The following is a 12,378-nucleotide window of genomic DNA, read 5'->3' on the forward strand; positions in this document are numbered from 1 at the left end:
CTCTGTCGACACTAGTAGGCCGAATGTTCGTTGGCGTGGATCTGGGTGGCCGTGACCTTGCCGCGCATGACGCGATACGCCCAACCGGTATAGATCACGATCAATGGCATGAAGAACAACGTGGCCCAGAACATGATGGCCAGGCTCAGGTGACTGGCAACGCTGTCCCACACGGTCAGGCTGGCCGCTGGCATCGATGACGACGGCATGACAAAGGGGAACATCGATACCCCCGCCGTACCGATGACACCGACCACCGCAAGCGATGACGAAGCGAACGCGCAAAGGGTACGCCGCCCCATCAGCAACAGCGCCGCACCGGCTGCGCCGGCCAGGCCAAGCGCCGGTAGCAGCCACAGCCAAGGATAGCGACCATAGTTGGCCATCCAGGCCCCCGCCTCCCTCACGACCGACTTGCCGAGAATGTCTGGCAACCCGCCGGTATCGACGAGCGAGGTGATGCGATAGCCCTCGATCCATTGCAGCCAGATGCCCGCTACGACAAACGAACACACCAGCACGATGGCAGCGCCTATCGCGCCTTTTATCGCCCGGGACTGAATGCCACCCTCCGTGCGATGGGCCAGGTACGCGCCCCCTTGCAGCGTAATCATGGCGCTGCTGACCACACCGGTCAGCAGCGCGAAAGGGTTGAGCAATTGCCAGAAGCTGCCGGTGTACGTGGACACCAGGTATTCATTGAAGTGAAACGGTACGCCCTGCAACAAGTTGCCAAACGCGATGCCGAACACCAGCGGCGGCACGGCCCCACCCACGAACAGCCCCCAGTCCCAGGTGCTGCGCCATACCGGATGGTGGATCTTGCTGCGGTAGTCGAAACCCACCGGGCGGAAGAACAACGCCCAGAGCACCAGGATCATCGCCCAATAGAATCCGCTGAACGCCGTGGCATAGACCACCGGCCATGCGGCGAACAAAGCGCCGCCGGCGGTAATGAACCAGACCTGATTGCCATCCCAATGCGGCCCCACGGTGTTGATCACGACGCGCCGTTCCATGTCATTGCGCCCTACGAACGGCAGCAGCGTGCCGACGCCCATGTCGTGGCCGTCCATGATGGCGAAGCCTATGAGCAGGACGCCGACCAGCGCCCACCAGATGATCTTGAGCGTGAAATAATCAAGCATGCTGAAGCTCCTTCAACTTGGCGTCATGGACATAACGACCGGTACCGAGGCTGCCAGGCCCCTGGCGGGCGAACTTGACCATCAGGAACATTTCCACCGCCAGCAGGACCGTGTAGAAAACCACGAACCCAGCCAGGGAGCCGTACAGGTTATTGACGCTGAGGGTGGAAACGCTCATGTGAGTCGGCAGCACACCGTAGATGGTCCAGGGTTGGCGGCCGTACTCGGCCACGAACCAGCCCAGCTCACAGGCGAGCCATGGCGCAGGCAGCATCAACAGTGCGCAGCGCAACAACCCGCGAGGATGTGCGCCGCTCGACCTCAAGGTGCTCCAGAAGGCCAGCCCGAAAAGCACGAGCATCGCAAAGCCCAGGCCAACCATGATCCGGAACCCCCAGAACATCGGGGTCACGCGCGGTACGGTATCGTTCACTGCCTTGTCGATGATGGCCGGCGTGGCCTGGTTGACATCCTCGACGTACTTTTTAAGCAGCAGGCCAAAGCCCAGGTCGGCCTTGTACGCTTCGAAAGTATCGAACGCGGCCTTATCGGTGCGATCGGCGCGCAGCGCTTCAAGCGCATTGACGGCAGTAATGCCCCGCAGAATACGTGCGCGGTTTTTCGCCTTGATGTCATGGATGCCGGGAATCTGCTTGCTGACCGAGCGCGTGCCGATCAAGCCCATCACCCACGGCACATCGAGTTCCCAGTTATTCCTGGACTCGGCTTCATTGATGCTGGCAATCAGGGTCAAGCCCGCCGGCGCCGGTTTGGTTTCCCACATGGCTTCCATGGCCGCCAGCTTGGTTTGCTGCGCCTCGCCCACCGTGTAACCCGACTCATCCCCCAGCACGATGACACTCAGCACCGAGGCCAGGCCGAAGGCGGCCGCCACCCGAAAACTACGCTTGGCAAACTCGACATCACGTCCCTTGAGCAAGTACCAACTGGAAATCGACAGTACAAACATCGAGCCGGTGACATAACCGGCAGACACCGTGTGGACAAACTTGGCCTGGGCCACCGGGTTGAAAACCACGGCCCAGAAATCCACCATCTCCATGCGCATGGTGATGTAACTGAATTCAGAACCCACCGGGTTCTGCATCCAGCCATTGGCAATCAGGATCCACAGCGCCGAGAGGTTTGTGCCAATGGCCATCAGCAGCGTGACCAGCAGATGATGTTCTTTCTTCAGGCGATCCCATCCGAAGAAGAACAAGCCGATCATGGTCGATTCAAGAAAAAACGCCATCAGGCCCTCGATGGCCAGCGGGGCACCGAAGATGTCCCCGACGTAGTGCGAGTAGTACGCCCAGTTGGTGCCGAACTGAAACTCCAGGGTGATGCCAGTGGTCACGCCCAAGGCGAAGTTGATACCGAACAATTTTCCCCAGAAACGAGTCATGTCTTTCCAGATGACATTGCCGGTCATCACATAGACGCTTTCCATGATGACCAGCAGCCACACCATCCCCACGGTGAGCGGTACAAATAGAAAGTGGTACAGCGCAGTGGCTGCGAATTGCAGCCGTGACAAATCCACCAGTTGTTCTGAGATCACTTGCTTGCCCCTTGAGCCGAGGTGGGTACGCCGAACCTGTCACTGATGGTGTTCGAGTCGACGCTGACGCGCGAATCCTTGATGAACAGCCACCACAGCACGGTCAGCACGACCAGTTTGATCAGTACTGCTGTGAGCAGATGGCGACGCAGTCGTTTATCGGAAATAGTCATGGGGCAAGCATTAGCACGGCTCATGCCAATGCTTCGCTTGATTATTTATTCAGAAAAAACAATGAGTTAGAAAACCTCATCGAAAACCGCCGTTGGGCTTTGAGGGAAGAACCACTGCCAAACTGCCAGGGGCTGGCAGTCAATGGCAGTCAGGGTCGGTGGGGGTCAGGTCAGGTCAGGCCAGGCCCTGCTCTTTCAATCGCCGATATAAAGTGCGTTCACTCACCCCCAGGTGTTTGGCCAGTTCGCTGCGGGTGCCCTTGAAAGTGGCCACGAGCTGTTCCAGGTCCCTGCTATCGGGCGCAGGCGTCAAGGCTGGGGCGGACAACGTCACGGGGTTCGACGGCAGGTGCAAGGAATGGATGACGCCGTCGTCGGCAAACAGCGCGGCTCTTTCCAGGACATTTCGCAGCTCGCGGATATTGCCCGGCCAGGAAAACCGCTGCAATTGCATCAGCGCCGCGGGATCGATGGTCAGCCGACGCTTACCTACGCCGGAGCGTTGCAGGAATGAATCCACCAGCAAGCCGATGTCTTCAAGGCGATGACGCAAGGGCGGTAAATGGATGGGAAAAACGCTGATGCGGTAGTACAAGTCCTGCCTGAACTCGCCCTTCTCCACCATCTTTTCCAAAGGCTTATGGGTCGCGGCCACCAGCCGGAAATCGGCGTGCAGGGTTTCCACACTGCCGACACGGCGATAGGTGCCCGACTCGATCAATCGCAACAGCTTCACCTGCATGGCCAGGGGAACGTCGCCTATCTCATCGAGAAACAGCGTACCGCCCTGGGCCGTCTCCACCAGGCCTGCCTTGCGCACGGAGGCGCCCGTAAAGGCCCCTTTCTCGTGGCCGAACAGTTCGCTTTCGAACAAGGTTTCGGTCAACCCGGAACAATCCACCACGACAAAAGGCCCGGCTGCCCGCTCACTGGTTTCATGGACGGCGCGGGCAAACAGTTCCTTGCCGGTGCCGGATTCTCCCAGCAGCAGGACCGGCAACATCGAGGGCGCTACCCGCTGCAGTTCCGCCAGTGCCTGGTTAAAGGCTGGCGAGCTGCCCACCAGCCCCTCATTACTGGGCCGGGCCGATGCGCTACGCACCAGGGTCAGACGCTCCACATAAGCGGTGATGGCGCCATGCTCATTGAGGATCGGGCGCAGTTCCACGTCGACGTGTTCCGGCCCGCGCGGGGTGTGGTGGATGTGCAAGACACGATCGGGACTGCGCATTTCCCTGGCCTTTTTCATCGGGCAGTTCTCACCGGCCTGGTCGCAAGGCACATCGTAGTGGTGGGAAATGCGATAACACTTATGACCAATGAACGGTTTGTCGGCGCTGCCGAACTGACGCAGGTAAGCGGTGTTCGCTGCCAGGATGTTGTAATCCGGATCGAGGACGATCATCGGCTGGGGCTCGTGCTCCAGGAACGAGACCAGGGACTGCACCTGGTCTGGATGTGGAAGCGGGTCTTGGGTGGGAGGCAGGCTGTGGGTCATCGCGGCTCCAGTGAATGCGTCCAGCAAGGGTGGCACTGCCACTATGCCAACAAACGCTGCCATTGGCAGTGGAATTGCCTAGAGATTGTGAGGCGCCTTGCCGACACCTATGAACTTAAATGAATAAAATCAGGGAGTTAAAGATCTTCATCGCTTCCAGAATCAACATGGCAACCTTCTTGCTGTGTCTGTCCTTCAAGCGGCAGAGAGCCCCGAAGGAGACCGTTCATGACCATCAAACCGCACGTCGAAGGATTTTTCGATCCTGAGACCCATACCGTCAGCTACCTGGTGCTGGACGAGGCGACCCGCCAGTGCGCGTTGATCGACAGCGTCCTGGATTACGACCCCAAATCCGGCCGTACCACAACCACCTCGGCCGACAAGCTGATCGCCAGGGTGATCGAACTGGAGGCGAAGGTCGAATGGATTCTTGAAACCCACGTCCACGCCGACCACCTCACCGCCGCGCCGTACCTGAAGGAAAAACTCGGCGGCAAGATAGGGATCGGCAGCCAGATTGCGACGGTACAGGAAGTCTTTGGCTCGCTGTTCAACGTCGGTGGCGAGATGCCCCGCGATGGCAGTCAGTTCGATCATCTGTTCGTCAATGACGAGACGTTTACCCTCGGTACATTGCAATGCCGTGCGCTCCATACACCGGGCCACACCCTTGCCTGCATGACGTACGTCATCAGCGACGGCGAGGAAACAGCGGCGTTCGTGGGCGACACCTTGTTCATGCCCGACTACGGCACCGCACGGTGTGATTTTCCCGGTGGCGACGCGCATACCTTGTTCCGATCCATCAACAAGGTCTTGAGCCTGCCGGCCAACGCCCTTCTCTACACCTGTCACGATTACCAACCCGGTGGCCGCGAGGTGCAATTTTCCGCCACCGTCGCCGAGCAACGCGCTGACAATGTTCATGTCCGTAACGGCATCAGTGAACAAGCATTCGTGGCAATGCGCACCCAACGCGATGCCTCGCTGGACATGCCGACGCTAATCCTGCCGTCGGTCCAGGTCAACATGCGGGCCGGGCATTTCCCGGAGCCGGAATCGAACGGCACGTGCTACCTGAAGATTCCGCTCAATCGGCTCTGATAGCACCCGCCGCTATAAGAAAAACCGTCATCACGGAGACAGTCATGGACATCCGCCACCTTGCGTCCGGCCTCTCGATCTCAGGGCAGATTTACCCCGAGCAAATGAGTGAGATCAGAACCAGCGGCTTTCGCGCCATCATCTGCAACCGCCCCGATGGTGAAGGCAGCGATCAACCTTTGTTTGCCGACATCCAGCGTGCGGCGCAAGCGATGGGCATCGAGGCGCACTACCTTGCCGCGGAGTCCGGCAAGGTGACCGATGAGCAGGGCGTTGCCTTCGGTAAATTACTCGATTCCTTGCCCAAGCCCGTGTTGGCGTATTGCCGCTCCGGCATGCGCTCGACGACGATGTGGGCACTGTCCCAGGCCGGCCAGCAGCCCTTGCCGCAGATTGTCGAAGCCGCCAGCAAAGCCGGTTTCGACATGAAAGGCGTCATTCGCAGAATTGCCAACGACGGACGCACCCCTGTTGCCGTGGCCGAGGCCCGACATGCCGTGGTCATTGTCGGCGGCGGCGCGGCGGGCATCGCCACAGCTTCGAGTCTATTGGCACGCGAGCCTGGGCTGGACATTGCCATCATCGATCCGGCGGATGTGCATTATTACCAGCCCGGCTGGACCCTCGTCGGCGGCGGCGTGTTCGAGGCGCAGCAAACCGCCCACACGATGGGCACGACCATTCCCCGGGGCGTGCACTGGATAAAAGCGGCTGTCGCGGCTTTCGAGCCTGAAAACGACGCCGTCATTCTCGATGGATGCCGGGTGGTCCGCTACGAGCAGTTGATCGTATGCCCGGGGCTCAAACTGGATTGGCATGCCATTGATGGCTTGCCGCAGACGCTGGGGCGCAACGGCGTCACCTCGAACTATCTGTACCACCTGGCCCCCTACACCTGGGAACAGGTGCAGCAACTGCGCAGCGGCCGGGCCATCTTCACGCAGCCCCCCATGCCGATCAAATGCGCCGGGGCCCCTCAAAAAGCCATGTACCTGAGCGCCGACCACTGGCGACGCCAAGGCGTGCTCGGCGATATCGAGATCGACTTCTGCAGCGCCGGGGCAGTCTTGTTCGGCGTCCCCGACTACGTCCCGGCCCTGATGGAATATGTGCGCGCCTATGGGATCGACCTGAATTTCAGCAGTACGCTGACGTCGGTCGATGGACCGGCACAAACGGCGACCTTCAAGTGCGTCAAGGCGGACGGCAGTACTCACCTGGTGACGCACGACTTCGACCTGCTGCATGTGGTGCCCCCTCAGATAGCGCCGGATTTTATCCGCGTAAGCCCTTTGGCCGACGGGGCGGGCTGGATCGATGTCGACCCCGACAGCTTGCGGCATAAGACCTGGGAGAATATTCACGCACTGGGCGATGCGACCAACACCGGCAACGCCAAAACCGCAGCGGCGGCGCGCAAGCAGGCGCCCGTGGTCGCCCATAATCTGCTGGCGGCCATGGGCAAGGCCAAGGGCAGCGCCCATTACGACGGCTACGGTTCCTGTCCGCTGACCGTGGAACGGGGCAAGGTCGTGCTCGCTGAATTCACCTATGGCGGCAAGCTCGCCCCCAGCTTCCCGTCCTGGCTGATCGACGGTACCCGGCCTTCGAGACTCGCCTGGCTACTCAAAGAGCGCATTCTTCCACCGCTGTACTGGAAAGCCATGCTCAAGGGTCGTGAATGGCTGGCGAAACCTGAACTGGCGGACCTATGAAATCGAATCTCTGCCCCAGGAGACCGAGATGATTACCGTCCTGGTACTGGGCTTTGCGGTGGGCGTGATCCTGGCGCTGACCGGGGCCGGCGGCGGCATACTCGCCGTCCCGTTCCTGGTTTTTGGCGTGGGCTTGAGCATGGCCGAAGCCGGCCCCATTGGTTTGCTGGCGGTGGGCCTGGCCGCCACCTTGGGCGCCGTGATGGGCCTGCGCAACGGCATCGTGCGCTACAAGGCCGCACTGCTGACGGCCAGTGCGGGGGTCATCTGCTCGCCGCTGGGCCTTTGGTTGGCGCAGCGCACCCCCAATCGTCCGTTGACGATCCTGTTTGCCTTGTTGCTGATGTACGTGGCGTTCCGGGCCTTGCAAAAAACACTGCCCGCCCGCGTCGGGGCCAAGGCATCCGTCGCGCGCAAGCCGCCGCCCTGTGTCCTGGACGAACATCGCGGCAAGCTGAACTGGACCGGCCCATGTGCGTGGGCGCTCACGGCTTCAGGCATGGTCGCCGGGGTGCTTTCCGGGCTGCTCGGGGTGGGCGGTGGATTCGTCATGGTTCCAGCGCTCCAGCGCTACACCAATTTGACCACGCAGTCGGTGCTCGCCACGTCGCTGACCGTCATCGCTTTGGTTTCCATGTCAGGGGTGCTGGCGAGTTCAGCGATGGGCCACCTGCAATGGTCAATAGCGTTGCCCTTTTCCATAGGTGCGATCATCGGCATGCTCGGCGGGCGCCTGGTTGCTGCCAGGTTGCCGGAACCCTATCTGCAAAGAGGCTTCGCCTTTGTGTCCACGCTCGTCGCGGCCGCGCTGCTGGTAAAAGCCCTGGGTTGAATCGCGTAGTGCAATATCAACGATGTGTAGCGGAGAACGCTGATGAATATTGACTGGCTCAACTTTACGCCGTGGTCATCCCTGGCCGGCGGCATGTTGATCGGCTTGGCGGCCAGTCTGTTCGTGGTCGCCAACGGCCGGATCGCCGGCATCAGTGGGCTGATCGGCAGCCTGTTGCAGCGTGGCAGCGAAGGCCTGGGCGAGAAAGCCCTGTTTCTCCTGGGTCTGCTGGTCGCGCCGCTGTTATGGGGCGTGTTTGCCACCTTGCCGTCGATCGAGTTCCAGAACGGCTGGTTCGGCCTCACTGTCGCAGGCCTGTTGGTGGGGGTTGGCACTCGTTACGGTTCGGGCTGCACCAGTGGTCATGGCGTGTGCGGCCTATCGCGCCTTTCACCGCGTTCGATGGTCGCCACGGGGTGTTTCATGCTCAGCGGTTTCGTCACGGTATTTGTCCTGCGTCACGTGATGGGGGTTTGAACATGCGCAAACTGACGGCATTCGTCGCCGGCCTGCTCTTTGGCTTCGGGCTGCTCCTGGCAGGCATGGCCAATCCGAAAAAAGTACTGGGCTTCCTGGACCTGGCCGGCACTTGGGATCCGTCCCTGGCGCTGGTGATGATCGGGGCGATTGGCACCGCCATCGTCCCCCTGGCCTGGGCGCGCCAACAGACTCATGCGCTGCTGGGCAGTCCCATGCAGTTGCCGGTCAAGCGTGAATTGGACCCACGCCTGATTGGCGGCAGCCTGGTGTTTGGTATCGGCTGGGGCATCGCCGGCATCTGCCCTGGCCCCGCCGTGGCCATCCTGCTGACCGGACACTGGCAAGCCTTTGTATTCATGCTGGCCATGTTGGCGGGCATGTTGTTGTTCACCGCGCTGGAAACCCGGCGCGTCCATTGATCGGGAGATTGCCATGAAAGCCAACATTGGAACCATTGACCGGGGCGCACGTATCGCCGCGGGGCTTGCCCTCATCATCCTGAGCCTGACGGGTTTGATCGGCGCGTGGGGCTGGATTGGCCTGGTGCCATTGGCCACCGGTTTCATGCGTTTCTGTCCGATCTATTCGCTGTTGGGTATCAAGACCTGCAAACGTTGCTGAGGCGTGCTACGGCCCTTCTCCTGGAACGGCCGTTGACCCTGCAAGCCGCCCTCGGAGTCTTGCAACAGACACCCTCGCCCCAAGGAGACACTGCCATGCCCTGCCCACAGCCCGATACGTATGATGTTGTCATCATCGGTGGGGGCCAGGCCGGTCTGGCGGTGGCCTATTTCCTGCGGCGCACGCCGCTCTCGTTCGTCATTCTCGACGCCCAGGAAGAACCCGGAGGTGCCTGGCGCCATGGCTGGAATTCGCTGCGGCTCTTTTCTCCGGCGACCTGGAGCTCGATTCCCGGCTGGATGATGCCCCCCGCACAGGAGGGCTATCCTTCGCGTGACCATGTTGTGGATTACCTGAAGCGGTATGAACAACGCTACCAGTTTCCCGTGGTGCGACCAGTGCAGGTCACTCGTGTGGAGCGGACAGAAACAGGCCTGCGCGTCCATGCTCCGGACAGGCAATGGAATGCAAGGGTCGTGGTCAGTGCAACGGGCACCTGGAGCAACCCCTACATCCCTGATTACCCCGGTGCGGCGATGTTTACCGCCCAGCAAGTGCATTCGGCGGACTATGTCGAGGCTACCCCTTTCGCCGGCAAGAAAGTCCTGGTGGTGGGCGGCGGCAATTCGGGCGCGCAGATTCTGGCAGAGGTATCCAAAGTTGCCGAGGCCACCTGGGTGACGCCCACCGAACCGCTGTTCCTGCCTGATGACGTCGACGGACGGGTGTTGTTCGAACGCGCCACCGAACGCCTGAAAGCCCAACAAGAGGGCCGGACCATCGAGCAACCGGTGGGTGGGTTGGGAGACATTGTCATGGTCCCGCCGGTTGTCGAAGCACGCGAGCGCGACGTCCTAAGGGCTGTCCGACCATTCACATGCTTCACGCGCAACGGAGTGGTCTGGCCCGACGGCCATGAATCAGCGGTGGATGTGGTGATCTGGTGCACCGGCTTCAAGCCCGCGCTGGGCCACTTGGACACCCTGGGCGTGATCAATGACGAAGGCCGCGTCGATGTGCAAGGCACCCGTTCGGTACGAGAGCCCAGGCTGTGGCTGGTGGGTTACGGCGAGTGGACAGGTTCGGCCTCTGCCACGCTGATCGGCGTGACACGCACGGCACGCAGCACGGCCAGCGAAATCGCCGCGTTTCTCGGCAGTTCATCCTCTGTTTGAAGCTGCCTCGGCAGAGGCTTGGCAAGCCTGGACATCGCCCATTTCCAAGGTCGCGCATAACCCGCCTTCGGGGCGATTCTCCAAACGAATCTGTCCGCCCAGGCGATCGGCGATGGTGCGTACGATGGTCAGGCCCAACCCCGCGCCCTGGTCATTGCCGCGGCTGTAGAAGCGTTCGAAGAGCCGCTCACGCTCGGCCTCGTCGATGCCTGGCCCCTGGTCTTCGACGCAGAGTTCGCATTGGTCGCCTTTGCGACGCAGCCTTATGGTGATCGTGCCATTGGCAGGGGAAAAATTCGCCGCGTTGGTCACCAGGTTGTTCAAGGCAATATCGATGGCCACGGGATCGACTCGAACCAGCCCGATATCATCGCTGACGTCGAGCACCGGCTCGAGTCCTTTGCTCAACAACCAAGGCGTCATCTGTACCAGGCTCGCGCGAACCGTGGCGGCCAGGTCGTTAAGTGCAGGCGCCTCGGCAGTTCCCTGCGGTTCAAGCCGTGCCATGGTCAGCAACTGATTGACCAGGCGGGTGGTGCGATCAACCCCGGCGAGCAGATGCTCCAGGGACTCGCGACGATTTTGCTCACTCCCCGCCTCCATCAAGTTCTGCGCATGCACCCGCAGCACCGCCAACGGCGTACGCATTTCGTGGGCAGCGTCGGCAATGAAACGCCGCTCACGTCCCATGACCTCCTGGATCTGCGCCAACACACGATTGAGCGCTGCCTGCATGGGCTCAAGCTCCGTAGGGAGCGGCATCAGCTGCAAGGGTTCCAGGGAGCCGGGATGCCTGGCGCGCAATTTCGCCGCCATATCGACCAGCGGCTTGAGGCCCCAGCCGATGGCCAGCCAGATCACCACGGCCAATATCACGCTGCCGATCAGGTTGGGCACGACGGTATGACGGACGATACGATCCACCAGGTCGGCGCGCACGTCGTCGCGCTCACCGACCCAGATCTTCAAGCCGTATTGCTCATCGTCGAGGACGAATGCCCGCCACTTGCGGCCCTTCTGGTCCACGACGTCACTGAAACCGGGCACCACTGGCGGCGCGGTGAACGACGGAGCGCTGGCCGTATGAACCAACACCGCTCCCTGAGAACTCCAGACCTGGAACGCAATCTTGCTTTCGTACGGATGACCGTCGACTTTAGGCTCTGCTTGACCCAGCGTCGAATTGAACGCCTGGTACAGCTCGGCGTGCTCCTTGCTCGCCATCGGCATGCGCATGACGCCCTGCAGCAGCCGGGCATTTTGCGCCAACTGGGCGTCGTAGACCTCGGCAATCTCGTGGTTGCTGTCATGCAGGTTGAACACGGTGATGATCAACAGGCCAAGGAACAGCAGGCCGAGAATCAACGTGAGGGTCCGCCGCCGGATCGAACTCATCGGCGCTCCTCCACCAGGTAACCGACACCACGAATGGTACGGATCAGGTCGCTGGAGAATTTCTTGCGCAAGTGATGGATGTGTACTTCCAGCGTATTGCTCTCGGCCTCTTCGCTCCAGCCGTAGAGCAACTGCATCAGATGATCGCGGGTCATGACCCGGCCCGGCGGCGAGAGCAGCTCATGGAGCAACTGATACTCCTTGGGGGTCAAGGCAACCGGCCTGCCCTGGTAACTGACTTGCTGGGTGCCAGGGTTCAGGCTGATGCCGGCATGCTCGATCAACGCCTGAGCGCGACCGGCACTGCGGCGCAACAAGGCCCGTAGCCGGGCCTTGAGCTCCGCCAGGTCGAAGGGTTTGATCAGGTAGTCATCGCCACCGGCGTCCAACCCGGCAATGCGATCCTCAGTCGCGTCCCGCGCGGTGAGGATCAATACTGGCAGGTTGGAGCCGCTGTCGCGCAAGCGACGCAGAACCTGCAATCCGTCCATACGGGGCAGGCCGAGGTCCAGCACCGCCAGGTCGAACGCTTCACTGAGCAGCGAATGCAGCGCGCTGCTGCCGTCCTGGACCCAGTCGACGGTATAGCCTTCGCGGGTCAGCGCCTGACGGATGCCTTCGCCCAAGGCCACATCATCTTCGATCAGTAATAAACGCACGCGCGCTCCGG

The 12,378-nt window shown here is 61.2% G+C and carries 13 protein-coding genes; 7 read left to right on the forward strand and 6 right to left on the reverse strand.

Translation table 11 applies throughout. From position 1 onward, the window contains the following. Positions 1-11: 11 nt before the first annotated feature. From cydB to VQ575_RS15075, 4 genes are all read right to left on the reverse strand, one after another. Positions 12-1,148, reverse strand: coding sequence for a cytochrome d ubiquinol oxidase subunit II (cydB, locus tag VQ575_RS15060; protein WP_325917844.1), 1,137 nt, complete (start codon positions 1,146-1,148; stop codon positions 12-14). Further along, complete coding sequence (locus tag VQ575_RS15065; protein WP_039589700.1) at positions 1,141-2,712, reverse strand: cytochrome ubiquinol oxidase subunit I; 1,572 nt, start codon at positions 2,710-2,712, stop codon at positions 1,141-1,143. The genes cydB and VQ575_RS15065 overlap by 8 nt, the downstream gene beginning before the upstream one ends. Continuing rightward, positions 2,709-2,885: a cytochrome oxidase putative small subunit CydP gene (gene cydP / locus VQ575_RS15070; RefSeq protein WP_014338536.1), complete on the reverse strand. Its 177-nt coding sequence runs from the start codon at positions 2,883-2,885 to the stop codon at positions 2,709-2,711. Before cydP ends, VQ575_RS15065 begins: the two co-directional genes overlap by 4 nt. A 175-nt stretch (positions 2,886-3,060) precedes the next feature. After that, a complete protein-coding gene (locus tag VQ575_RS15075; protein WP_039589697.1) occupies positions 3,061-4,383 on the reverse strand; it encodes a sigma-54 interaction domain-containing protein in 1,323 nt (440 codons plus the stop codon). A gap of 228 nt (positions 4,384-4,611) precedes the next feature. Here VQ575_RS15075 and VQ575_RS15080 point away from each other — a divergent pair, with 228 nt between their 5' ends. The 7 genes from VQ575_RS15080 to VQ575_RS15110 all read left to right on the forward strand — a co-directional run bounded on the left by VQ575_RS15080 (position 4,612) and on the right by VQ575_RS15110 (position 10,313). After that, complete coding sequence (locus tag VQ575_RS15080; RefSeq protein WP_325917845.1) at positions 4,612-5,490, forward strand: MBL fold metallo-hydrolase; 879 nt, start codon at positions 4,612-4,614, stop codon at positions 5,488-5,490. 44 nt (positions 5,491-5,534) lie between these two features. Further along, on the forward strand, positions 5,535-7,205 hold the full coding sequence (locus tag VQ575_RS15085) for a bifunctional protein tyrosine phosphatase family protein/NAD(P)/FAD-dependent oxidoreductase (RefSeq protein ID WP_325917846.1): 1,671 nt from the start codon (positions 5,535-5,537) through the stop codon (positions 7,203-7,205). Positions 7,206-7,233: 28 nt separating this feature from the next. Then, a complete protein-coding gene (locus VQ575_RS15090; RefSeq protein ID WP_325917849.1) occupies positions 7,234-8,037 on the forward strand; it encodes a sulfite exporter TauE/SafE family protein in 804 nt (267 codons plus the stop codon). A gap of 42 nt (positions 8,038-8,079) precedes the next feature. Further along, positions 8,080-8,514: a YeeE/YedE family protein gene (locus VQ575_RS15095; RefSeq protein WP_039589690.1), complete on the forward strand. Its 435-nt coding sequence runs from the start codon at positions 8,080-8,082 to the stop codon at positions 8,512-8,514. A 2-nt stretch (positions 8,515-8,516) separates the two neighbouring features. After that, positions 8,517-8,936 (forward strand): DUF6691 family protein, encoded by a 420-nt coding sequence (locus VQ575_RS15100; protein ID WP_039589687.1) that lies wholly within the window; start codon positions 8,517-8,519, stop codon positions 8,934-8,936. Positions 8,937-8,949: 13 nt separating this feature from the next. After that, entirely contained in the window at positions 8,950-9,138 is a 189-nt protein-coding gene (locus tag VQ575_RS15105; RefSeq protein ID WP_039589685.1) for a YgaP family membrane protein, read from the forward strand. 95 nt (positions 9,139-9,233) lie between these two features. Continuing rightward, the gene (locus VQ575_RS15110; protein ID WP_325917851.1) at positions 9,234-10,313 is read left to right on the forward strand and encodes an ArsO family NAD(P)H-dependent flavin-containing monooxygenase; all 1,080 of its coding nucleotides are present in this window, start codon (positions 9,234-9,236) and stop codon (positions 10,311-10,313) included. On the opposite strand, the gene VQ575_RS15115 is transcribed toward VQ575_RS15110, so the two are convergent. Together VQ575_RS15115 and VQ575_RS15120 are read right to left on the reverse strand one after the other, a co-directional pair. Then, positions 10,299-11,708, reverse strand: coding sequence for a sensor histidine kinase (locus VQ575_RS15115; RefSeq protein WP_325917853.1), 1,410 nt, complete (start codon positions 11,706-11,708; stop codon positions 10,299-10,301). The two genes, VQ575_RS15110 and VQ575_RS15115, sit on opposite strands and share 15 nt — an antisense overlap. Beyond that, positions 11,705-12,367, reverse strand: coding sequence for a response regulator (locus VQ575_RS15120; protein WP_325917855.1), 663 nt, complete (start codon positions 12,365-12,367; stop codon positions 11,705-11,707). Before VQ575_RS15120 ends, VQ575_RS15115 begins: the two co-directional genes overlap by 4 nt. Positions 12,368-12,378 lie beyond the last annotated feature (11 nt).

The sequence above is a fragment of the Pseudomonas frederiksbergensis genome (assembly GCF_035751725.1).
Taxonomy (GTDB): domain Bacteria; phylum Pseudomonadota; class Gammaproteobacteria; order Pseudomonadales; family Pseudomonadaceae; genus Aquipseudomonas; species Aquipseudomonas frederiksbergensis_A.

Coding starts and splice junctions, on each gene's coding strand:
- VQ575_RS15085 (WP_325917846.1), top strand. CDS start 5,535: ATGGACATCCGCCACCTTGCGTCCGGCCTCTCGATCTCAGGGCAGATT.
- VQ575_RS15105 (WP_039589685.1), top strand. CDS start 8,950: ATGAAAGCCAACATTGGAACCATTGACCGGGGCGCACGTATCGCCGCG.
- VQ575_RS15100 (WP_039589687.1), top strand. CDS start 8,517: ATGCGCAAACTGACGGCATTCGTCGCCGGCCTGCTCTTTGGCTTCGGG.
- VQ575_RS15095 (WP_039589690.1), top strand. CDS start 8,080: ATGAATATTGACTGGCTCAACTTTACGCCGTGGTCATCCCTGGCCGGC.
- cydB (WP_325917844.1), bottom strand. CDS start 1,148: ATGCTTGATTATTTCACGCTCAAGATCATCTGGTGGGCGCTGGTCGGC.
- cydP (WP_014338536.1), bottom strand. CDS start 2,885: ATGACTATTTCCGATAAACGACTGCGTCGCCATCTGCTCACAGCAGTA.
- VQ575_RS15110 (WP_325917851.1), top strand. CDS start 9,234: ATGCCCTGCCCACAGCCCGATACGTATGATGTTGTCATCATCGGTGGG.
- VQ575_RS15090 (WP_325917849.1), top strand. CDS start 7,234: ATGATTACCGTCCTGGTACTGGGCTTTGCGGTGGGCGTGATCCTGGCG.
- VQ575_RS15115 (WP_325917853.1), bottom strand. CDS start 11,708: ATGAGTTCGATCCGGCGGCGGACCCTCACGTTGATTCTCGGCCTGCTG.
- VQ575_RS15075 (WP_039589697.1), bottom strand. CDS start 4,383: ATGACCCACAGCCTGCCTCCCACCCAAGACCCGCTTCCACATCCAGAC.
- VQ575_RS15080 (WP_325917845.1), top strand. CDS start 4,612: ATGACCATCAAACCGCACGTCGAAGGATTTTTCGATCCTGAGACCCAT.